Annotated in this window: 15 protein-coding genes and 1 other RNA gene; 15 read left to right on the top strand and 1 reads right to left on the bottom strand. The window is 40.5% G+C overall.

The annotated features are described in order from the left end of the window. The first annotated feature begins 120 nt into the window (after positions 1-120). From OQX64_RS04855 to OQX64_RS04820, 8 genes are all read left to right on the top strand, one after another. Positions 121-891: an MbnP family protein gene (locus OQX64_RS04855; protein ID WP_265817870.1), complete on the top strand. Its 771-nt coding sequence runs from the start codon at positions 121-123 to the stop codon at positions 889-891. Then, positions 891-1,928, top strand: coding sequence for a cytochrome-c peroxidase (locus OQX64_RS04850; RefSeq protein WP_265817869.1), 1,038 nt, complete (start codon positions 891-893; stop codon positions 1,926-1,928). Before OQX64_RS04855 ends, OQX64_RS04850 begins: the two co-directional genes overlap by 1 nt. Further along, positions 1,891-2,868, top strand: a complete 978-nt coding sequence (locus OQX64_RS04845; protein ID WP_265817868.1) for a transporter — start codon at positions 1,891-1,893, stop codon at positions 2,866-2,868. Before OQX64_RS04850 ends, OQX64_RS04845 begins: the two co-directional genes overlap by 38 nt. A gap of 11 nt (positions 2,869-2,879) precedes the next feature. Next, the gene (locus tag OQX64_RS04840; protein WP_265817867.1) at positions 2,880-3,335 is read left to right on the top strand and encodes a hypothetical protein; all 456 of its coding nucleotides are present in this window, start codon (positions 2,880-2,882) and stop codon (positions 3,333-3,335) included. Positions 3,336-3,750: 415 nt separating this feature from the next. Further along, positions 3,751-4,401, top strand: coding sequence for an SCO family protein (locus tag OQX64_RS04835; protein WP_265817866.1), 651 nt, complete (start codon positions 3,751-3,753; stop codon positions 4,399-4,401). A gap of 88 nt (positions 4,402-4,489) precedes the next feature. After that, the gene (locus tag OQX64_RS04830) at positions 4,490-4,912 is read left to right on the top strand and encodes a c-type cytochrome (RefSeq protein WP_088302743.1); all 423 of its coding nucleotides are present in this window, start codon (positions 4,490-4,492) and stop codon (positions 4,910-4,912) included. Between the two features lie 48 nt (positions 4,913-4,960). Next, positions 4,961-5,339, top strand: an RNA gene (rnpB, locus tag OQX64_RS04825) — RNase P RNA component class A. Between the two features lie 224 nt (positions 5,340-5,563). Further along, the gene (locus OQX64_RS04820) at positions 5,564-6,976 is read left to right on the top strand and encodes a sigma-54-dependent transcriptional regulator (protein WP_088302651.1); all 1,413 of its coding nucleotides are present in this window, start codon (positions 5,564-5,566) and stop codon (positions 6,974-6,976) included. A gap of 92 nt (positions 6,977-7,068) precedes the next feature. On the opposite strand, the gene OQX64_RS04815 is transcribed toward OQX64_RS04820, so the two are convergent. After that, positions 7,069-8,298 carry an MFS transporter gene (locus OQX64_RS04815; protein WP_088302653.1) on the bottom strand — a complete coding sequence of 410 codons (1,230 nt, stop codon included), beginning with the start codon at positions 8,296-8,298 and terminating at the stop codon, positions 7,069-7,071. 171 nt (positions 8,299-8,469) lie between these two features. On the opposite strand from OQX64_RS04815, the gene OQX64_RS04810 reads away from it, so the two are divergent. From OQX64_RS04810 to OQX64_RS04780, 7 genes are all read left to right on the top strand, one after another. After that, on the top strand, positions 8,470-8,913 hold the full coding sequence (locus OQX64_RS04810) for a MarR family winged helix-turn-helix transcriptional regulator (RefSeq protein WP_088302655.1): 444 nt from the start codon (positions 8,470-8,472) through the stop codon (positions 8,911-8,913). 44 nt (positions 8,914-8,957) lie between these two features. Next, positions 8,958-9,788: an MBL fold metallo-hydrolase gene (locus tag OQX64_RS04805; RefSeq protein ID WP_265817865.1), complete on the top strand. Its 831-nt coding sequence runs from the start codon at positions 8,958-8,960 to the stop codon at positions 9,786-9,788. Between the two features lie 845 nt (positions 9,789-10,633). Further along, the gene (locus OQX64_RS04800; RefSeq protein WP_265817864.1) at positions 10,634-17,665 is read left to right on the top strand and encodes a type I polyketide synthase; all 7,032 of its coding nucleotides are present in this window, start codon (positions 10,634-10,636) and stop codon (positions 17,663-17,665) included. Between the two features lie 13 nt (positions 17,666-17,678). After that, positions 17,679-21,914, top strand: coding sequence for a beta-ketoacyl synthase N-terminal-like domain-containing protein (locus OQX64_RS04795; RefSeq protein ID WP_265817863.1), 4,236 nt, complete (start codon positions 17,679-17,681; stop codon positions 21,912-21,914). A 38-nt stretch (positions 21,915-21,952) separates the two neighbouring features. Further along, on the top strand, positions 21,953-22,201 hold the full coding sequence (locus OQX64_RS04790) for a phosphopantetheine-binding protein (RefSeq protein ID WP_229676745.1): 249 nt from the start codon (positions 21,953-21,955) through the stop codon (positions 22,199-22,201). After that, positions 22,189-22,953: an alpha/beta fold hydrolase gene (locus tag OQX64_RS04785; protein WP_265817862.1), complete on the top strand. Its 765-nt coding sequence runs from the start codon at positions 22,189-22,191 to the stop codon at positions 22,951-22,953. The genes OQX64_RS04790 and OQX64_RS04785 overlap by 13 nt, the downstream gene beginning before the upstream one ends. Positions 22,954-22,968: 15 nt before the next feature. Beyond that, positions 22,969-24,174, top strand: a complete 1,206-nt coding sequence (locus OQX64_RS04780) for a glycosyltransferase (protein WP_265817861.1) — start codon at positions 22,969-22,971, stop codon at positions 24,172-24,174. Positions 24,175-24,178: the final 4 nt, after the last annotated feature.

The raw sequence follows: 24,178 nt of genomic DNA, 5'->3' as shown, positions 1-24,178 counted from the left end.
TTTTTTAAGGGTCTATCATGTATTTTTAAAATGTTGAACTCAATCCGATAGCTATCGGATCAGCAGGACGATCGTATTAGAATTTCTTTAAATACTTTTTACTTATTCAATTTTCAAAAAATGAAATTATCTCAATACTTACTGGCATTGTTATGTCCTATTATACTCCTGTCATCATGTAAAAAAGATGCAGATGAAACCACTCCAGATTCCAAATCCAGTTTCACTTTAGAATTCGAGCACCAGGTAAATGGAGCTGCCCTGAATTTAAACACCACCACCTATAAAAATGCAAAAGGTGAAGATTTTAAAATTAATGTATTCAAATATTACGTGAGCAATGTTAAATTAAGCAAAGCAGATGGAACAAGTTACCTCATTCCGGAGAGTTATTTCTTAATTGATGAATCTAAACCGGCAACAAAATTGATTACGGTAAGCGACGTGCCAACAGGCGATTACACCAAAATTGAATATACCATTGGTGTAGATTATGCCCGCAATTTCGCAGGCGCACAAACCGGAGCATTGGACCCGGTAAATGGCATGTTCTGGACCTGGAACAGTGGTTACATCTTTGTTAAGCTGGAAGGTACATCGCCGCAATCTACAGCAGCAAATCAATCTTTAACTTTTCATATTGGTGGTGTGGTAGATCCTAATAATACCATCAGAACCTATTCTACTGAGATTAATACTGCTAATCCATTAAGAATCAGAACAGATTCAAAACCAGATATGCACTTTATTGTTAATGCTGCCTCATTATTTACTGGCACAACTGATGTTAGTTTCGCAACCTTAAACTTCACAATGGGCGGAGCCAATTCTGTCGTCATTGCTAATAATTATGCAAAAGGTTTATTCCGTTTAGATCACATTCATAATTAATGGTTAGGCAAGTAGTCGTCTTCGCAGTGCTTATGTTGAGCATAGCGTTGATGTATGCCTGTAGTAAAAATGAAGATAAGATTAAACCGGACGAAAAGCCGGTAACATTTTCTATTCCTTCAAATTTTCCTGCTCCGGCATACCATTTCGAACAAAACAAAATCAGCAATGCCGGCTTTGCTTTAGGTAAAAAGCTATTTTATGACGCCAGGTTATCTGCCGATAAAAGTGTTTCCTGCGGTAGCTGCCATCAGCAGTTCGCTGCTTTTGCAAACCTTGATCATAAAGTAAGCCATGGTGTAAAAAACTGTCAGGGGAAACGCAATGCTCCGCCCCTTTTTAACCTGGCCTGGCAAAAAGCTTTCTTTTGGGATGGCGGTGTTAAAAATATAGAAACATCCCCATTAAATGCCATTACAGATGCCTGTGAAATGGGTACTGATATCCAAACCATCATTACTTTTTTGAAAAGCACCGCTCCTTATCCGGAGATGTTTAAACAGGCTTTTGGCACGAATGAGATCAGTTCTCAATTGCTATTAAAATCACTCACTCAGTTTACCGGAGTATTGGTTTCGGGAAATTCAAAGTACGACCAGGTTATCCGGAAGGAAGCTGGCGTGTCATTTACCGCCGAAGAACAGTCTGGTTATATGCTTTTTAAAAAGAAATGCAGCTCCTGCCATGCAGAACCCTTTTTTACAGATTTTTCTTATCGCAATAACGGACTTGATTTAGTTAGTTCAGATGAGGGGCGTTCTCACATCACAGGTGTGCTAGCAGACTTTGGAACATTTCGTATACCCAGCTTACGCAACATTGAATATACGGGTCCATATATGCATGACGGTCGTTTTTACAGTCTGGATGAAGTGCTCGAACATTATAATTCGGGGATTAAAGCGGCAGAAAACTTAGATCCATCACTCAAAAATGGCATTCAGCTAAATGGTACAGATAAAGCACAAATTAAAGCATTTTTAAAAACCTTAACTGACAATGAGTTTATCAAGAACAAATTATATAGCGAATCGTAAGTTGCTGTTTGTGATACTATTGCTTTTCACCAGCAATGCTTTTGCCTGCGACATCTGCGGTTGTTTTATGGGCATCACACCCTATTATAACCGAAACAGCATCAGTGTATTATATCGTTACAGATCATTTAGCGGTTATGAAGGTCAGTCACATTCATTGTTTCCTAACGGAGGAAAATTTTTCATTCCGGCAAGAAGTCAGGATTCACCCATCACCGGTCATGACGGGAATCCCAACGATTATGAATTGTATCGTTCGATGGAAATACGTGGCAAATATTTTATTAACAGCAAACTGGAAGTTAACGCCATACTTCCATATGTGTCAAACAGCGAACGCTACAATGGATATACTGCTACTATTGGAGGTATAGGCGATGTTAATCTATATGCAGGCTATCATTTGATTCAAAAGTTTGATGAGAACTTCAAACAACAACTCATTGCTGGCGCCGGGATCAAGTTACCTACCGGTAAAAACGATTTCAAAAATACAGCCGGAATCCGTTACTCCTCTTTAATGCAAGGCGGTACAGGCACTACAGATGGGTTTGTATACCTGAATTATCTGATTGGCTTAGGAAAGTTTGGAGCGAGTTTAAATACCTCCTACAAAATAAATGGAAAGAACAAACGTGAAGAAAGTATTGTAAATAGCACTGCGAGTTTCCTGAATATTTTTTACACCCAAAGCATCGGGAAAGACATGCAGGTAATGCCATCCGTTCAGTTTTTCTATGAATATTCTGGCGGAGAAAAGTATAATGGTGTTAAAACCGGGGAACATGTCATGAATAATTTAATGGGAGGCATTGGAGCTGACATCTTCTACAAGAATGTGGCGCTAAATGCCGGTATACAAAAAAACATCTGGGAAGCGGAAACCGACCATCCCATGAGTGCAGGTAAAGTTTATGTCGGAATTACTTATAATTTTTAATTACAAATCATATGAAAAATACAATAACACCAGCATTATGCTTAATCGTTTTTCTTTTTAACGCTTGCAAAACAGAACCGGACGCCAAGGCAATAAAAAAAGAAGTACTTAACCTGCATGATAAACTGATGATTGATGGCGGAAAAGTAATGTCAAATAAAATGCGATTAGATTCCGTTTTGAAATCCGGTAAAATGAAATCTCCCCAGGATTCCTTAAATATAGCTGATCTGATTACAAATCTAAATCAAGCTGATGAACGTATGATGGATTGGATGCATGGTTTCAAAGATGACTTTAAAGGCAAAAATGAACAGGAAGATTTGGACTACTACAAATCTGAAATGGTGAAGGTTAGACAAGTTGAAGACGATTATATCAAAGTAACCAAAGCATCCGATTCACTCTTAAAGGAGTATAATATTGAGCCGGCAGTTAAAATGAATATGGAACACCATAAACACTAAATTTCTCCCGCTGATTTTATAGATTTTCGCAGAGTCTAGAAAAAATCTGCGTTTATCCTTTTAAATCAGCGGGAAACTATTTAAACATAATAAGAAAATATAAAAATGAAACACTATAAACACTAAACTGCTCCCGCTGATTACACGGATTTTCGCAGAGCTTTAAAAACACTATCTGCGTTTATCTTTTTAAATCCGCGGGAAACTATTTAAACAAAGTAAGAAAATATAAAAATGAAACACTATAAACACTAAACTGCTCCCGCTGATTACACGGATTTTCGCAGAGCTTTAAAAACACTATCTGCGTTTATCTTTTTAAATCTGCGGGACACTATTTAAACAAGGTAAGAAAACAACAATTAATTCCCTCCTGAAATACAGAGGTTGTATATTTACACTTTAATAAAACAACATGAATAAAATTATTTCTTCGATAGCCATTTGCTTGCTATCTATTTCCATACTTTCATCCTGTAAACAGGATAAAAAACTTCCGTTTTATGGTGAACGCCATGCCGAAACGGTTAGAGACGCGAATGGTACAGAAAAGATAGATACCGTTTATCAAACCATTCCCAATTGGGCATTCTTAAATCAGGACAGTGTGCTTACGACAAATAAAGCTACAGATGGAAAAGTTTATATAGCAGACTTCTTTTTTACTTCCTGCAGCACCATTTGTCCGACAATGCACAGGAATCTTATGACAGTTTACAATGAATATAAAACAAACCCTGATGTGATGTTTGTGTCGCACACCATTGACTTTAAATATGATAAGCCATCCGTATTGAAAAAATATGCTCAAAAACTTGGTGTGGATGGCTCAAAATGGCAATTCCTTTATGGAAGCAAAGACAGTGTTTATACATTGGCGGAAAAGAACTATCTGGTAGCAGTTGGTGAAGATAGTACTTCAAAGGATGGTTATATCCATCAGGGTTATCTGGTTTTGATCGACAAGGACAGACGCATTCGCGGTGCTTACGATGGTACAAAAGAAGACCAGGTAGAGCAATTAAAAAAAGATATTCCGGTTCTTTTGGCTGAATATAAAAAATAGAATTTAGCCACGGAAATATAGATTTGTATGGAATGAAAATTAATTTATCCATGATTTCTTTGTTTTCGTGGCAATTAACAAAACATCAATGCGCAAATACATCATTAATGCTATTTTTCTGCTTTCAGTTATTGCCTCTGTTTTTTCCTGCCAGAGCCAGGGAACCATTGATTTACAGAATTATATGTCGAATGGGAAGGATATTTATAAAGCGAAATGTCAGAATTGCCATGGCGAAAATGGCGAAGGTTTAGGTAACCTCGCCCCACCTTTAACGGATTCGGTTTTCTTAAAAAACAACAAAACACGTTTGGCTTGTATCATTAAAAATGGAACAAACGAAAAAATCACAATAAATGGTAAAGTATATCAGGAAAAAATGCCCTCATTTCCTGAATTGGCTGATATTGATGTTGCCCAGGTGATGGTTTACATTACCAACTCATTTGGAAACAAACAGGGATTTGTGCCATACAGTAAGGTTTCGCTCCAATTACAAAAATGCAAATAATCAAAGTTTTTGGTGCCTTTTTCATTTAAAACAGGCATCTTTGTCCAAAATGCAGGTTGTTCTATCGCTGTTCCGATTGATCGGAAGAGAGGAAAGTCCGGGCAACGCAGGGCATCCCGCTTTCTAACGGAAAGGGATTGAGGAATGAAAACCTGAATCACGGATTAGTGCAACAGAAAATATACCTCCTGATGTAAAGTTGGGGAAGGGTGAAAACGTGCGGTAAGAGCGCACGAGCATTGCAGGCGACTGCAGTGGTTTGTAAACCCCGGGAGTTGAAAGACCAAATAGGCTAACGCATGTAGGGCTGCCCGTCCGATGTTAGTGGGTAGGTCGTTAGAGATAAACGGCAACGTTTATACTGGATTAATGATAGAAGTTCTGAGTAATCAGAAAACAGAACCCGGCTTACAGACCTGCATTTTTATTTTCTTGTCTTATCATTACTAAAATTTATAACAGCTTAGATTCTGCGGTAAATTCCAACAAATTAATATCTTTCCATATCAAATTCGCTCCTCAAATATTATTTAACATTATTAAAACTTTTTAGTGAATTGACCGTTTATAGCCTAAATTATTGTACAAAAAACTATACATTAATTTAAAAATAATATATTCGCACTAGAACTAGAATAAACAAATAACCAAATGGCCAAACTATTAATTATTGATGATGAAAGGGCAATAAGAAGTACTTTACGCGAGATCCTGGAATATGAAAATTACGATGTTGAAGATATTGATAACGGTATCGACGGCCTTGAAATGATCAGGAAGACCAATTTCGATCTGGTACTCTGCGATATCAAGATGAATAAAATGGACGGTATGGAAGTGCTGGAGCAGGCACAACTGATTAAACCTGATCTGCCTTTTATTATGATTTCCGGTCACGGAACGGTTGAAACCGCCATTGAAGCCAGTAAAAAAGGAGCCTTTGATTTTATCTCCAAACCACCTGATTTAAATCGTTTATTGATTACGGTACGCAATGGTTTAGATCGTGGAAACCTGGTGACCGAAACAAAGGTTTTAAAACGCAAAGTCAGCAAAACCCGCGAAATTTTAGGCAAATCAGAAAGCATATCCAAAATAAAAGAAACGATTGAGCGTGTCGCTCCTACTGAGGCTCGAGTGTTAATTACCGGTGCCAATGGTAGTGGTAAAGAACTCGTGGCTCGCTGGTTACACGAAAAGTCGAATCGTGCTGATAGTCCGTTAATTGAAGTAAACTGTGCCGCAATACCTTCAGAACTGATTGAAAGTGAATTGTTCGGACATGAAAAAGGTTCATTTACTTCAGCGGTGAAGCAACGTATCGGTAAATTTGAGCTGGCCAACGGCGGAACACTGTTTTTGGATGAGATTGGCGATATGAGTCTTTCTGCCCAGGCAAAAGTTTTACGTGCCCTGCAAGAGCATAAAATATCACGCGTAGGTGGAGAAAAAGAAATTGAAGTGAATGTTCGTGTGCTGGCCGCAACAAATAAAGATTTACTTAAAGAAATAGAAGATGGTAATTTCAGGATGGACTTATACCACCGCCTCAATGTGATTAACATTCATGTTCCGCATTTAACGGAACGAACCGATGATATTCCGGTGATTGCGCAGAACTTTCTGGAAAGTATTTGTGGCGACTATGGCATGCCGGTGAAGAAAATTAATGATGGTGGAATGGCCGCCCTTCAGGCTTTACCATGGACAGGTAATGTGCGGGAGTTGCATAATATGATCGAACGTTTAATTATTTTAAGTGATAAGGTAATTACGGAAAATGATGTGCGTGCCTTTGCCAATCCTGGCGGCGGTACCAATATTGGGTCGGCTACAAGTACACAGATTGCGGGTTCGGTCAATGGTGCTTCCGGTATGTCATCATCATTTGATAGTTTTAATAATTTCCAGGATTATAAAGACCACGCTGAAAAGGAATTTATCAAATTTAAGCTGGAAAAAAATAACTGGAACGTGTCAAAAACGGCTGATGAAATAGATATTCAGAGAAGCCATTTATATAGCAAAATTGAAAAGTTTGGTCTGAAGAGAGATATGGTTTAAGCCGTACAATACTTTCAACAGCAATTATTTAGGCTTTAAAAGCTGGAAGGTAAACTAAACTTCCAGCTTTTTTTATGGTGATCAGCATATACCTATCCAAAGAATGACAATTTGTTCTCCAGCTGATTCCGGTGTTTTTCATGGTAAAGAAAAGCCCCGACAATAAGCAGGCCTGCTATTCCTTCAAAAGCCACAATAACCTGCGTACCATACTCATGCGCCAGAAAGCCCATCAACAGACTGCCAACAGGCAATACGCCCTGATAAGCCATGATGTAATAACTTAATGTCCTGCCCCGCATCAAATCGTCGGCATGGGTTTGCAGATAGGTATTGATGGAAGAAGTTTGTGCCATCAGTCCAAGTGCTGCCAGTCCGGTACAAACGAGTGCCAGTATCAGCGTTGGTGCAATTGATAAGGCAATTACTGCCAGGGCAAGCAATCCACCCGATACAATTACAATCTTCTGTAAATTCTGCCCAGCCTTTCTTGTCGCCATATAGATGGCTCCGAAAAAGGCACCAAAGCCAGCAGCACTTTCAAACCACCCAAAGGTAGTGGCATCTCCGTTAAAAATATCTTTCGCAAAAACAGGAAGCAAGGTGGTGAACGGAATGACCAGTAAACTGGAGGCGGCCATCATGAGGATCATTGAAGATAGATCAGGTGAGGTTTTGAGGTATTCATATCCCTTTTTTAAATCTATCCAGATGTTTTCTTTAGATTTTACCTGTGCAGTAAGTTTTAATTTCATCATCGCCAGACAACCAATCACCGCAATGAAACTGACAAAATTAATCAGAAAACAAATATCCTCTCCCAATGTACTTAATATAACGCCAGCCAATGCCGGACCAATTAAACGGGCTGCATTAAACATGGATGAGTTTAAGGCAATGGCATTCGGTAAATCTTCCTTATCATCTATCAGGTTAACCATGAGAGATTGGCGTGCGGTTACATCAAAGGCATTTATCAATCCCTGTACCAGAGACAAAGCCGCAATCCAGAACATATCATAAACTTTAAACCAGATCATTACGGCCAGGGCGCCAGCCTGTAACATCAAAATAATTTGCGTGATCACCAAAATCTTAAATTTATTATGCCTGTCTACATAACTTCCTGCATAAGGCGCCAATATTAAAGATGGAATTAAACTCAGGAAGGTAATTAAGCCCAGTAAAAAAGCTGAGCCCGTAAGGCGGTAAACCAGCCAGCTGATGGCTACCCTTTGCATCCATGTACCAATAAGCGATATGGCTTGTCCTGTAAAAAATAGTCTGTAGTTATAATGTCTTAATGAACGAAAAATACTCATAATTAAAATAGTAAAGTAACTTTACAAAAATATAAAAATACACTAAATAAGTAAAGTTACTTTATTATTTTTTTATCATATCAAGATCATAATTTTAAACAAAAATCCACAATAACACCTTTTATACCTTATAAATTAACATTACCTTTGTCAAGTTAATTTACCAAAGGTATGTCAAAACAAACACAGGAAATTGCAGCAAAGCTGAGAAGTACAGTTACCCGACTCACCAGGCAGCTAAGAAAACAGAATGTCAGCTCGGAGTTCAGCAATGCAGAATTATTAACCATGTCTTTACTGGAACAACACGGTAAATTATTATCAACAGAACTTGCCGAAATGGAGCGGGTTTCAAAGCAGGCCATTTCACAAATTATTAACCGCCTGTTTGATGCACATTGTGTAGAGCGATTTCCTAGTGATGATGATAAGCGTAAAATACACATTGGCTTAACAAAACTTGGTGAAAAGCATATCATCGCCAGTAGGAAAATAAAAGAAGAATGGCTGGTTAAAACCATGGAACAAATATTTTCAGAGGAAGAAATTAATCTTATTCAGGCTTTTCTCCCACTATTAACCCGGCTTGTAGAACACAATGGTACAAAGGTATAGTTTTACTTTCCCGTTATGTTAATTAGACTTAACTTGCGAATCCAATGGCATTATACTTTACATCCATAAATTCAGGCAGTAATGGCAATTGTTACTATGTTGGCAACGAAAACGAAGCCATTCTGGTTGACGTGGGCCTTACCTGTAAAGAGGTGGAAAAGAGAATGCTGCGATTAGGCCTTGTTATCGAAAAAGTAAAGGCTATTTTTATTTCTCATGAGCATAGTGATCATATTAAAGGCCTGTCAGTGTTCGCAAGGAAATATAAAATCCCAGTTTATATCAGTGTGGGAACACTCAAAAACAGTAAGTTAACCCTCGACGAGCAAAATACCTTCGGATTAAGCCATACCCAAAATATTCAAATCGGTAAACTGAAGATAACGGCGTTCTCAAAATTTCATGATGCTGCAGATCCTTATTCTTTTACCATAGAGTGTAATGCGGTGAGAGTTGGTGTTTTTACAGATATTGGTTCGGTATGCGATCACTTAATCTCACAGTTTAAACATTGTCATGCGGCATTTCTGGAAGCCAATTACTGCGCTAATATTTTAGCCAACGGACAATACCCTTATTTTTTAAAAAGAAGAATCACTGGTGGGCGGGGTCATTTGAGCAACGCACAGGCGCTTGATTTATTCATGAATCACCGTCCGGATTACATGACGCATCTCTTGCTCAGTCATTTATCCAAAGACAATAATGATCCGGCCCTGGTAGCGCAAATGTTTGCACCTGTTGCCGGCAATACCTTGATTAAGGTTGCATCCAGAGATCAGGAAAGTGAAATTTACTATGTATCCAATCAGGACAAAGTAAATTATCATTTCGATCCTAAACAGTATCAGCCTGATCAACTGAATTTATTTTAATTTTCTAAATTCATTCCGCAGCTTATCATTTAATATTTGAAGGCTTTTCGCTTCTGTTTTCTTTAATCATAAAGAATATATGCACTTGTGGAACTTAAATGATCAGTTTCATCTACCGCAAAAACAAATTTTTATTGTCTGCAATTCATTTTGTTCAGGCCGAAATGCCAGTCTTTTCATGCTTTCATCTCAGTCCTTTTGATCATTTATCTGGGTTGTAGTGTAACTGTTTTGATTTAACTTTTTTGAGCAAGAAAAATCAACATATGAAAACGATAAGAAATAAAATGTAAGCATATTTCTTCGAATAACACATTCAAAAAATATAATTTAAAATACAATACATTAATATTAATAATACAAATATAATCAATCGAAACTAATAATAAAAAAGCTGAAATCACACAAAAAGCATCATTAAACTGACTTAAAATAAAAATATATGTTTTTATTAAACCTTCCATAAAAGCTATTTTTTTTTAGGGAAAAGCCTGATATTTTATATTAATTAACATTATTATAATAAAAAATTAATGATCATATCTGTATTTTTTCTAAAAATTAGGATTATGTTTGTATTAAAATTACACAAACTATGTAATTTTATATCTTAATTGATATCAATATTTTGTCTTTGTATCAATTGTATTCATTTTATCCATTGCCAGATTTTATTATATTTTTATTATTTTTAATATATACATTAGACTTATTAATAATACACACAAATAATCTACTATTTTCTGCCTTTACGACATAAACTATACGAACTAATACATTCTATTTTTCATTCGGCATGCTGTTAAATCCTGCTGAATGGATGAGCAGAATAAAATGATCAAATTATGAACAGACATACGCTTATTGGCTTAACGCCTTTTGAAATTCCGGATACTACATTGGTAACCAGTTTAGCGAAAACTTCTTGTTTTCCTGTGCTCAGTCTTGGGCACGATCAGATTAAAGCCGTGCAGGCATTAAAAATCCTGAGCGAACAAACCATGACCGATTATGGTATCTGTTTCAATTCTGAAGCATTGCTGCAGATCGAAATCCCTACCGGGGTGAGTTTGATTATTGCTCCATTCGGCTTTGCTTTTGTCAAACCACCTGCTGCAAAAGTCATTTACCAGGTTTTTGATCTCGAATCAGCTAAAAATGCCAAAGCGGCCGGGGCGCACGGCATTATCATTAAAGGAAATGAAGGAGCAGGAAAAGTTGCCCGTGAATCCTCTTTCGTGCTTTTTCAGCGGGTGATGAAAGCAGCCTTAGGCATTCCGGTTTGGGTACAGGGTGGAGTGGGCATTCATACTGCCGCCTCATTAATTGCTCAGGGCGCTGCCGGAGTCATATTAGACAGTCAGCTGGCACTTTTTAAGGAATGTGCTGCGCCGCTAGAATTAAAAGCCATTTGTGGTAAATTAAACGGAACGGAAACCAGGCTTATTGATCACCACCGGGTATTGGTTCGTCCTCATTCTCCAGTATTACCTGAAGATAGTCAAAACTACTCCACACTTAAAACCTACTTTAAGGGCTATGATCTCCATACGAGTTATCTTCCAATGGGTCAAGATATCAGTTTATCAATAGATTTATTTGAGAAATATAAAAAGCTTGATAAGCTGGTATTTGGTTTTAAAACTTCCATTTTTGGTCATTTAAAACAAGCAAAGGCTTTAAATACCATTAGTGCCCACAATGCACTTGCTACAGATCTAAACATCAAATATCCCATTGCACAAGGTCCTATGACCCGGGTGAGTGATGTGCCACTTTTTGCTGATGCAGTTTCGACAGCCGGGGCTTTATCATTTGTAGCCTTATCTCTTTTAAAAGGAAATGCAGCGAAAAACCTGATCGATCAAACCAAAGCATTAGCGGGTGCCAAAACCTGGGGCGTTGGTATACTGGGTTTTGCACCGCAGGAACTTCGCGATGAACAGCAGCAATATATTTTAGCAGCAAAGCCACCCGTGTTGCTGATTGCCGGTGGAAGACCTTCACAGGCTAAACCCTTTGAAAAGGCCGGTATTAAAACATTTTTACATGTACCCTCTACCGCCTTATTAGATATGTACCTGAAAGAAGGTGCCAGAAGGTTTGTCTTCGAAGGCCGAGAATGCGGAGGCCATGTTGGCCCTTTATCCAGTATGGTTTTATGGGAAAAACAAATAGAACGACTTTTAAAGGAAGAGAAACCGGAAGAGATCAGTATATTTTTTGCAGGAGGCATTCATGATGCCTTTTCAGCTGCATTTATTTCCATCATGGCCGCTCCCCTTGCCGCAAAAGGAATGAAAATCGGTGTGTTGATGGGTACAGCTTATTTATATACACAGGAAGCTGTAAGCACGGGTGCTATCCTGAATAAGTTTCAGCAGGAAGCCATGCAGGCTCAGGATACCATTTTACTGGAAACCGCTCCGGGACATGAAACCAGGTGTCTGAACTCTTCATTTGCCGGTTTTTTCAATCAGGAAAAATCAAGGCTTCAAGCAGAAGGAACAGACAAAAAGCTGATTTGGGAAAAACTGGAAAGCCTGAATGTGGGCCGGCTGAGAATTGCGGCCAAAGGAATTGAAAGGCAGGGCGATCAACTGGTTGAACTCAGTGAGCAAGAACAAACTGAATTGGGCATGTATATGATTGGCCAGATTGCCCCTATGCACCAGGAAGTAATTTCCTTGGCGGATTTACATGAAGAGGTGGCGACTAAAAATTTCAGTTATATTGATCAGGCTATTTTACCTGCTCCGCCAAAAAGCGAAACCAAATCATTAGATGTAGCCATTGTTGGAATGGCCTGTATTTTCCCTGGTGCCAAAAATCTGGATGAATACTGGCGAAACATTGTATTAGGGAAAGACTCCGTTACGGAAGTTCCGGATGAAAGATGGAATAAGGATGTTTATTATGATCCCGAATCTACAGCCGGCGACATGTCGCACTCTAAATGGGGTGGTTTTATTCCACAGATCGATTTCGATCCGCTTGAATTTGGTATTCCCCCGCAATCTCTGGCGGCCATTGAACCTACCCAGCTCCTCACCTTACTGGTGGCTAAACAGGCCATGCAGCATGCCGGCTATGGTGATCAGGGCGTTGACAAGGAAAACGTATCCGTAATTATTGGGGCAGAAGGTGGAAATGACCTTGCCAACAGTTACAGTTTCAGGTGTTTTTATAAACAGGTGTTTGGAGAAATGCCGGCAGAAGTGGATGCCGCACTTCCTAAAATGACAGAAGATTCTTTTCCCGGCATTCTGGCCAATGTAATATCTGGCAGAATTACCAACCGGTTAAATTTAGGTGGACGAAATTTTACAGTTGATGCAGCCTGTGCCTCATCCCTTGCCGCTATTGACCTGGCTTGCCAGGAGCTTTTCCTCGAAAAGTCGGATATGGTTCTGGCTGGTGGAGCCGATCTTCACAACGGCATCAATGATTACCTGATGTTCTCCAGTACACATGCCCTCTCGAAAAAAGGAAGATGTGCCACTTTCGATTCGGAGGCAGATGGAATAGCCCTGGGCGAAGGCATTGCCATGGTAGTTTTGAAAAGACATGAGGATGCTTTAAGGGATGGCGACACGATTTACACTGTGATAAAAGGTGTTGGTGGTTCCAGCGATGGTAAAAGCCTCGGTCTTACTGCACCGCGTAAAAACGGACAAATCAATGCTTTGGAAAGGGCCTACAGCCAGGCCGGAATTATGCCTTCGAGTGTGGGCCTGATTGAGGCGCATGGTACGGGTACCGTTGTTGGCGACAAAACAGAGATCAGTGCTTTAACTGACATGCTGAACGAAACTGGTGCAACGGCCGGGCAAACACATCTGGGTTCAGTCAAAACACAGATCGGCCACACCAAATGTGCCGCCGGTATTGCCGGCTTAATTAAGACCTCACTTGCCGTTTACCATGGTATTAAACCACCAACCATTCATTTAAAAACACCGAATAGTTTTTACAATGCACAAACAAGTCCTTTTGCCTTCCATACTGAGGCTGGTTTATGGATGGATCGAAAACGTTATGCCGGAGTGAGTGCCTTTGGCTTTGGCGGAACCAATTTCCATGCCGTGCTGGAAAGTGGCAAAAATGTAGAAAATGAACATCCCATACTGAAATCGTGGCCATCAGAATTATTTGTGTTCAGGGGTGATACTTACGATGAAGCAAAAACGAGTCTTAACAACATCAAAAATTTACTGGAAATTAATGCTCAGATCGCGCTGAAAGATTTAGCCTTCAGCCTGGCAACAGGCAGCCAGAAACCCGTTCAAATGAGTATTGTAGCCAATAATGCCGAAGATCTGGTGATGAAAATTGACCTGGTTTTATCTGGTATAGAAAGTAAAGACACCTATAAAACGAATATAAAAGAAGGCAAAGTAGCCTTTCTGTTCCCAGGACAAGGCAGCCAGCGGATTAACATGGCCAGAGATCTTTTTGTGATTTTTCCTGAAATGAGGAAGTTGTTAAAGGACTATCCTGATTATGAAAAAATATTGTTCCCGAATGCAGTATTTGATCCTGAATCTGTCAAAAAACAAAAAGAAAACATCAAAGATACACGGATGGCCCAGCCACTACTTGGCATTGTTGACCTGGCCATTGCAAAATTACTCCAGTCTTTTGGTATTCAGCCTGATATGGTTGCCGGTCACAGTTACGGCGAATTACCGGCACTTTGTTTTGCAGGCGCTTTTGAAGATGACCAGCTGGTTAAATTAAGTGCCGAAAGGGCAGAGTCAATTCTGGATGCGGTTACGGATGGAGATCCCGGAAGTATGCTGGCGGTAAGCGTAAAACGTGAAGATTTAAACAGCCTGCTTTCTGGCGTAGACCATGTTTATCCCGTAAACTTTAATGCGCCAACGCAGTGCGTTATAGCAGGTTCAACACCTGGAATTCAGCATTTGGCGGCTAAACTCAAAGCGGCAAAAGTGTCTTACCGGCAGCTGGAAGTAGCCTGTGCTTTTCATAGCCCGGTGGTAGCCAAATCTAAAGAACTTTATCGCGATGTACTGACAAAAGTTTCATTTAACAATATTGAACTACCTGTTTGGTCGAACACTACGGCCAATGAATATCCTACAAATGCAGCAGCCATCAAGGAACGTTTAACGGAACACCTGGTTCAGCCGGTACTTTTTGTTGATCAGCTGAATAATATGTATCAAGCTGGCGCGAGAATTTTTATCGAAGTAGGCCCAGGTAAAGTACTAAGCGGATTAACAAAAGCCTGTATCGGTAAAGATGAAACTATATTTCATACCGAAGATCAGGGACAGAATAAACTGAGTAACCTGCTTGGAACTTTAGCCAGCTATATTTCAACCGGAAGAAGCATCAATCTGGAGAAATTATTTGAGGGAAGATCAGCAACCATGATCCAGGTTGATCAACCATTATTATACAAAAAAAGTTCAGCCATTTGGCATGTAAATGGTCAGCATGCCATCCCATCCACCGGAAAGCTTCCTGAAAACGGTGCTGCTCCGATTACCAAACCCATCATCCTCATGAAAGAAACACAAAGCCAAAGTATCAATCAACAGGTTACCACATCAGCAACAGACATGATGATGCAGGAATACCTGCATAGCATGAAAACTTTAATTCAGGCACAACGTGATGTGATGCTGTCTTTTCTGGGGCAAAACCCATCGGTTCAGATACCCGCTTATCCGCAGCCACAGAATGATTATCCAAACCAGGTTCCTATCAAAATTGAAAATCAGTTAACGGGTCAGGTGGAAATTTCTCCTGTGATGGAAGTAAAATCTGCAGTACTGGTGCAGAAAGATATTAAACAAATTCTCCTGCAAATTGTGAGTGATAAAACAGGCTATCCTCAGGAAATGCTGGGCATGGAAATGGATCTGGAAGCCGACCTGAGTATCGATTCCATTAAGCGGGTGGAAATTATCGGCGCATTACGTACTGAACTGGGTGGTTTTTCTGAACTGAATCTTCCGGAAGATAAGATCATGGAGCAGCTGGCAGGCTTAAAAACGCTGAGCAGCTTAGTGAACTGGATTACAGAAAATACACAACAGCAGGCACCTGAAATCCAGGTGGTAATCTCCACACAAATTGCAACGCCGCAAAAATTGTCTGTCGATCAGTTAAAACTGGCTATACTGGAAGTAGTAAGTGAAAAAACAGGCTATCCGAAAGAAATGCTGGGCATGGATTTAGACCTCGAGGCCGATTTAAGTATCGATTCGATTAAGCGCATGGAAATTATTGCCTCACTTAAAGAGAGAGTTGGTTTCGGTGCTCAAGGCGAGCAGACGGATGATTTAATGGAAAAGTTAGCCGCCATAAAAACCCTGAAAAGCCTGGTGAACTGGATCGCGGATATTGAAACCGAAACCACCGAAATACTGATTGAAGCGAAAAAAATAATAGAAGACAGTATTGACGACCAAACGGTTAAAGAGAAACTTTCGCGTTTACGTTTCGAACTCACTCCTGCGGCACTAACCATTACAGAGGCGGCGATATTAAAAGATCAACGTTTTGCACTTATGAATGATGGTGGCGGACAAGCTTTAAAAATTAAGGCGATGCTTGAAAAACATGGTGCCATTGCAGATATTGTAAACTTTGACGATGCACTTGAAAGCTATCAGGGCTTAATTATCCTGAACATGTTTGAAGCACAAAAAAAGGCAGGTATCCTGGATCATTTCTCTACCATTAAAAAACTCAACTTCGATAAGGTGAAATGGGTTTATCTGATCGCCGATACAAAAAGGTATTTCAATGCAGAATCAGATATTTCTTTTCTGAGAAATTACCAGGGCTATTCGGGTTTCTTTAAAAGCCTGGATCGGGAATACGAACACACCAAATGTCGCTTTATCAGCCTGGAGACTAAAATGTCGGCAGATGAAATTGCCAACGTAACCTTAAATGAAATCCTAAATCCGGATAAGCCTTCTGAAGTGATTTACAATGACCATAAAAGGCATATCATGGAACTGATCCCCACACAGCTGAGTATGGAAACTGATGAGGAACATATCAAACTGGATAAGGAAGCTGTAGTGTTGGTTCTGGGTGGCGCACAAGGCATTACAGCAGAATTGATGATACATTTCGCAAAAGATTATCCATGCCGCTACATTTTAGTAGGCCGGTCAGCCAACCCGCAGTTAAGCCTTCAGGAAGCAACTTCAAAATTAGAAACTAAAGACGACATCAGGCACTACGTCATTCAACAGGGACAATTTCCCACACCTGCAGAAATTGAAAAAGAAACCAGCCGGATTTACAAAAACAACCAGATCCTGCGATGCATTTCCATGCTGGAAGAAGGTGGCTCTACCGTGGTTTATGAATCATTAGACTTAAGGGATGAAGATGGCCTGACCAGATTGATCAAACAGGTTTATCAGGATTTCGGAAGGATTGACGGCGTGGTACATGGTGCCGGGCTACTGGAAGATAAATTGTTCAGCAGTAAAACTTCCGAATCTTTTGGAAGAGTTTTCGATACCAAGGTGACGCCTTTACGGGTACTTGCAGAGCAACTCCGGCCAGAAACCCAGTTCGTTATTCTCTTCTCCAGCATTGCATCGGTATACGGTAACCGCGGGCAAACAGATTATGCGGCGGCAAACAGCGTAATGGATAAATATGCCTGGGCTTTGAAACAAAAAATAAAGGGAAAAGTAATGGCCATTAACTGGGGACCCTGGAAAGGCGCCGGAATGGTTTCACCAACGCTTGAAAAAGAATACCAGCGCCGGGGCATTGCACTGATTCCCTTGCAGGATGGAATGGAAACTTTCTTGAACGAACTGAAGTATGGCAAAGAAAGCCAGGTGTTAATTATGGCTGGTAATACCTGGACTTAACCCATTTACAACTATGACGAAGAAAAGTGATGTTGCAATTATAGGGATGTCTTGTACATTTCCCGGGGCGAAGAATGTCCAAATCTTCTGGGAAAACATATTAAATGGCGTAGATTCTACCCAAACCGTTCCTGCTGATCGGATCGACCCGGTTCATTTTGATCAATCGGCGACAGGCGTAGATCGTTTTTACTGCAACAAAGGTGGTTTTATTCCAGAGTATAGCTTTGATCCGCAACGCTTTGGGATTTTACCCTTAGCTGTTGAAGGTACGGAGCCAGATCATTTGATTACGCTGGATTTGGTGCACAGTGCCCTGGAAGATGCGGCTATTTTCGAAAGAAATTACAGTCTTGATAAAACCGGAATTGTCATCGGCAAAGGCAATTACACTGGTCCCGGAGCAACCAGGGCCATTGAAATCGTGAGAACAGGAGAACAGATTTCCAGCATACTCAAAAACCTTATTCCTCATTTATCTGATGCAGACCTGGAAAAAGTAAAACAGGAGTTTCAGTTAAAAAAGGGCCGTTTTAGTGCAGATACCGCCATGGGATTAATCCCGAATCTGGTCGCATCACTGGTGGCTAACCGGTTTAACCTGGGTGGTTTGGCCTTTACACTTGATGCCGCCTGCGCAAGTTCACTTCTAGCTGTCGATCACGCCATACAGGAGCTAAACAGCGGACGCTGCGACATGATGATTGCAGGTGGTGTTCACTTGGGGCAAAACGCGGCTTTCTGGAGCATCTTTTCGCAACTCGGTGCCTTGTCAAAACAAGAAAAAATAAAACCTTTTGATCAGCATGCCGATGGATTAATTATTGGTGAGGGTTGTGGCTTTGTCGTACTTAAAAAACTGGAAAATGCAATTCAGGATCAGGATAAAATTTATGCGGTAATTAAAGGCATTGGGGTGAGTAGTGATGGTAGTGGCACGAGTGTGATGAGTCCATCCGTTAAAGGTCAGCTGAAAGCTGTTACACAGGCCTGGCAAAATGCAGCACTTGAACCACAGCACATCGGATACCTGGAGGCGCATGGAACAGGAACACCATTAGGCGATAAAACGGAAGTTGAAACACTGAAACAGTTTTTTGGCCAGGATGAAACGCTGCCCAAAGCCGGAATCGGTTCGGTGAAATCAAATATCGGGCATGCCATGCCTGCCGCCGGTATTGCAGGATTGATTAAAACTGCTTTAGCCCTGTACCATGGCGTAATCCCTCCTACTTTACACTGCGATGAACCATTGGCGCAATTGCAGGAAACCAGATTTTCTGCTGTTCAACAAACAACAGACTGGGAAAATTCGGGTTTACCAAAGCTGGCCGCCGTAAATGCTTTTGGCTTTGGCGGCATTAATGCGCATGTGGTTCTGGCTGGTTTTGATCAACCCAAAAAAGACGAAGTGATTGTACTTGCCCGTCAAACGCAGCAGGAATTATTGGAAGCCCTTAAAACGGAAGATTACCGTAAAGGATCGGGAAATTTCCGGATCGCCATCTTTAATCCAACTGTCGACAGGATCAATAAAGCCTTTAAAATCATAAACAAAAATATGCCCTGGAAAAACAAGCAGGACATCTGGTACAGCAATCATCCCCTGCTTGAGGAAGGTGCTAAAATAGCTTTTGTTTTTCCAGGCCTGGATGGCTTATCCGGCGGAGAAGTAAATAGCGTAAGTAAATATTTCAACATCGAAACAAACGAACAGGAAACCAGCGATGGCCTGCTCAGTGATGCGCTTCAAACTTTAAATAAAAGCAGTGTTCTGGATCAGGCACTAAAAAAATTAGGCCTGCGGTCTGACATGAATGCGGGCCACAGTTTAGGCGAATGGCTGGCTGCAAGATCTTCAGAACTGGCAGAAGAAAGTTCGGTAATGAATTTACTGAAGGTTTTAACACCCGAAACATTTGAACTAAAAGACTCACGCTTTATCGCCATCGGCTGTGGTGTAGAAAGCCTTGAACCCATAATCAAAAATATTCCAGACCTGTACATTTCAAACGATAACTGCCCGCAACAGGCTATTCTATGCGGCAGCAAAAATGCGTTGGAAGAACTGGTTCCTGTTTTAAAAAGGAAGCAGATCTTTCACCAGGTTTTACCTTTCCAATCAGGTTTCCACTCCCCTTTTGTAGCCGATAAACTGGAAGTCATCCTGGCAGGAATGAAAGATATGACTTTCAGAAAAACCACTACGCCATTGTGGTCGGCCACTACACTGGAAACTTACCCAGAAGGTTTCGAGGCCATCAGACAGTTAAGTGCAGAACATTTAATTAAACCAGTTCGTTTCCGGGAGCTGACAGAAAAGCTTTATCAGGAGGGCGCAAGAGTATTTATTCAGGTGGGTTCAGGTGGTTTAACCGGTTTTATTGATGATACCCTGAAAGGAAAAGAAATTAGTACAATCAGCGCCAATGTGCCTATCCGGTCTGGCATCGCACAATTACAAAGAGTTATAGCCGCCTTGTTTGTGGAGGGACGGGAAATTGGACTTGATTTTCTTGCACACAAAATATCCAGTCCGCTTAAGCCAAATAAGGGGATCAGGCTTGCACTGGGCTCACCCATCATCCGAGACCTTGAGCACTTAAAAAGCCTGGCTATTAAAAATCAGCCGAAGGCGAAACCTGTATTGGCCGATTCTTTACACCCGGTACTGAATGCTTTTAATGAAAACGTTTTAGAACTGATCAGCATGCAGGAAGAAATGATCGGGCATTTTGAAAATACAAATTTCAATGTCCGGCACCAGGCAAACATCGCATACCAGCATCCTCTAAAACCCATCCGTCAAGCTTTCAGCCAAATGCTGGATGTCAGCCTGGATAATTGTCCGTATTTAATCGATCATTCCTTGTTGCGGCAGCCAAAGGGATGGCCAACGGTTGAAGATATGGACCCGGTAATCCCGATGACGATGATTTTTGAACTGTTTGCAGAAATTGCCCAGGCACAATCACCAGCAGATAAGATTCATAAAATCAGCAACATGCGTGTTTTCCAATGGATGAACGTGGTTAAACCCTTTCAGGAAACGGTTATCGGAGCATGGAAAGATGAGGAGACCGTTTACCTCAATTTAGAACGCTTTGCCAATGCGGAGGTAAAACTCTCACCATTTTTAAACACAGCGCCAGACCGTAGTTTTGATATTGGCGAAAAGCTAAATATAGACCGGACAACGGAACAAATTTATGATGCCCATATGTTTCATGGTCCGGCCTACCAGGGCATTAAAAAAATTGTAGCTGTTGGCCAAAAAGGCATTACCGGAATTATTGAAGCAGCAGAAGGTAAGGGCTCACTACTGGATAATGCCGGACAGCTTTTTGGCTTATGGTTACAGCTCACGCTGGAAAAAGACCGTATCGCCTTTCCTGTTAAAATACAGGAAATAGAATTTTTTGGCGAAATGGCCGATCAGGAAGGCACTTTTGAATGCACTTGTGTGCTGACAGATCTGAACAATGAGTTTGCCACGGCCGATATCGTCATGAAAAGGGCCGGCAAAACCTGGCTGATTATTTCGGGCTGGCAAAACCGGCGACTGGAAATAGACGAACCGCTTTGGAATGTATCCATGTCGCCGCTACGCAACCGCTTATCTGAAGAAATTGCACCTGGGGTTTTCCTTTTCGGAAATGCCTATTCGAGAGTGGTATCATGGGATTTTATCCTGAAAAGATATTTCAACCAAACCGAAAAAAAATACCATAACAACCTTTTACCTAATAAAAGAAAAACATGGATGATCAGCAGGGTGGCAGCAAAAGATGCAGTTAGAAATTTGTTAAATACGGAAAAGCAACAGGCCTGCTACCCCATTACTTTCGAGGTTTTTTCTGATGAGTTTCGCAAACCCTATGTAAAAGGCGGTTTAACTGAAGGAATACAGATTTCTATTGCCCATAAGGGAACAGATGCCGTTGGTATTGCCCGGTTTGATCAGGCCGTAGGAATAGATATAGAGACCATCGAAGAAAGAAGTCCTGCCTTTTTCGACCTGGTTTTTAATGACCACGAACTCGAACTTTTAGCACAAAAAGATAAAAAGGAATGGGCAACCCGCTTCTGGGTAGCCAAAGAAGCATATGGCAAATTTTTAGGGAAAGGCTTACAGGGAAACCCCAAAGCTTATACCATAGAAAAAATTAATGGTGATGAACTCATCATTAATAACATCACAATCAAAACAATTCAACATCAAAACTATATCATCGGATGGACACTATAACGACTACAAAATTAAGCAGCGAAGAGATTTTCAATCTCATGAAAAAATTTATAACTGAAGTAATCGGAGAAGAATTTGTGGAGGAAATGGATATCACACCAGAAAGTTCCTTTACAAAAGATTTAGAAATGGACAGCATTGAGATTGTGTCCTTTTCAGAAAAAATCAAAGCTCATTTTGGCGATCAGATTGACTTTACGGGCTGGCTGTCATCAATGGATCTGGATCAATTGATCAATCTCAACCTGGGCATGATCATTTCTTACATCGAAGAATGCCAGTCTTAAGGATTAATAACAAATCGGTACATATTCAGGAGCTGAATCAAAACGCACCTGAAACCGTTGTGCTGGTGCATGGCATGTTCAGTAATTTATCGGTTTACTATTTCAACATCGCTCCTATTCTGGCTACGCATTTTCATGTAGTGCTGTATGATTTAAAAAGTCATGGCATTAGCGAGAAAACCCTGTCAGGTTATGATCTTGAAAGCATGACGAATGATTTAAAGTGCTTAATAGATGCACTGGACTTAAAACAGGTTTATTTAGGTGGCTATAGTTTCGGTGGATTAATTGCATTGAAAATGGCTATCCGATTTCCAAACCTGGTTAAAAAACTGGCGGTGATTGAAGCACCCGATCCCAGCGATGAAAAAGCCCGTGGCATCATTGAAGAATATAGCCGTGAGTTTCTGGAACATTATGTGGAAAATTTCACAGATACCACCAAAGTTAAAATGGGAAAACGACAAATGGAAAAGAATCACCGCATGTATGAATACCTTTTTCATCAAACCTCCATTAAAGAAGATATGATTCTGGAGAAGGATTTTTTTGAGGATGGTGCCATTAATCAACTTGATCAGGATGTGCTATTACTTTACGGTTTGACATCAAATTGCCTTGATGCCGGTAAAAACTTAAATCAAAAAATTAAAAATTCATCGATTCAAATCGTTGATGGAGACCATAATATTCCAATACAGGAGCCACAACTCATTGGAGAGGCGCTATTAAATTTCTTTCAACAAAAATAAAAAGCATTGATGCGTATGGCAAAATTTGTATTCATTGTACCTCCATTAACCGGTCACATTAACCCGACATTAAGCCTGGGTACTGTCTTGCTGGAACGCGGGCATGATGTTGGCTGGATTACTTTAGATCAATCATTGGGTGAAAAACTCCCTCCTGGTGGTGAGTTACTGCTCATCCAATACCACGAAAACGACCAGCAGAAAAAGGAAGCCGAAAAATATCTGGATCTCATTACCCAAAAAGTGGTTTACGGAATTGACAGTGTTAAGTTTCTGTATGAAGAGGTATTGATTCCCCTGAACCGACACAGTTACGAAGGTATTGCTGCCTTGCTGGATGAGTTTGAACCTGATCTTGTCATCACAGATCATCAGATGTTTGCAGGTGCCATGGCTGCTTTCCATAAAAACTTGCCTTACGCCACTTCCGTTACTGCGCCAGCGGCGATAAAAGTAATGGATGAATTGCCAAAAGTTCATGAATGGGAAGTGAATCAAATTACAGCTTTGCAACAGGAATTTGGTATTGAGCATTCAAGAAATCTCGCTACATCTGACCTCCTCACACTGATTTTTACGTCAAAAGAATTTTTCGGTGAAATGGAATTACCTGAACAATTTAAATTTGTGGGACCTGTTTTTAACCGTCGGCAAGTGGAAATCCCATTTAACTGGGAAGCTTTTCACGCCATTCGCCAACGCAGCATCCTGGTTAGTATTGGTACAACATTCGATCATGAACACAAGAAAAGCTTTTTTAGTAAAGTTGTCGAAGCATTTTCATCCCTGGATATTCATGTTATTGTTGTTTCTGATCCGGGTTTATTTGAGGCATGGCCGAAAAACTTTACCGTTCAAAAACAAGTCCCGCAGGTTAAATTATTGCCTTATGTAGCTGCAGTAGTTTGCCATGGCGGCCACAATACCGTTTGCGAAAGTTTAATGCATGGTCTCCCATTGGTGGTTACTCCGATTGCTTATGATCAAAGTCATGTTGCAGGACGCGTCGTTAGAGTGGGTGCAGGTGAACGCCTGAATTTTAATCGCTTTAAAGCGAAACATCTTTTAGAAGCAGTAAATCTTGTACTTGAAAATCCATCATACAAAGATGCTGCCATGCAGATTAAACAATCTTTCACTCATGCAGGTGGAAACGAAACTGCTGCCGATTTATTGGAAAATGCACTTTTCAAAACAAGTAAAACACTCATCATAACCTAAATCC

The sequence above is a fragment of the Pedobacter sp. GR22-10 genome (genome assembly GCF_026239715.1).
Taxonomy (GTDB): domain Bacteria; phylum Bacteroidota; class Bacteroidia; order Sphingobacteriales; family Sphingobacteriaceae; genus Pedobacter.
The sequence above is the reverse complement of the archived record's forward strand: the minus strand, read 5'-3'. Positions and strand labels throughout refer to the sequence as shown.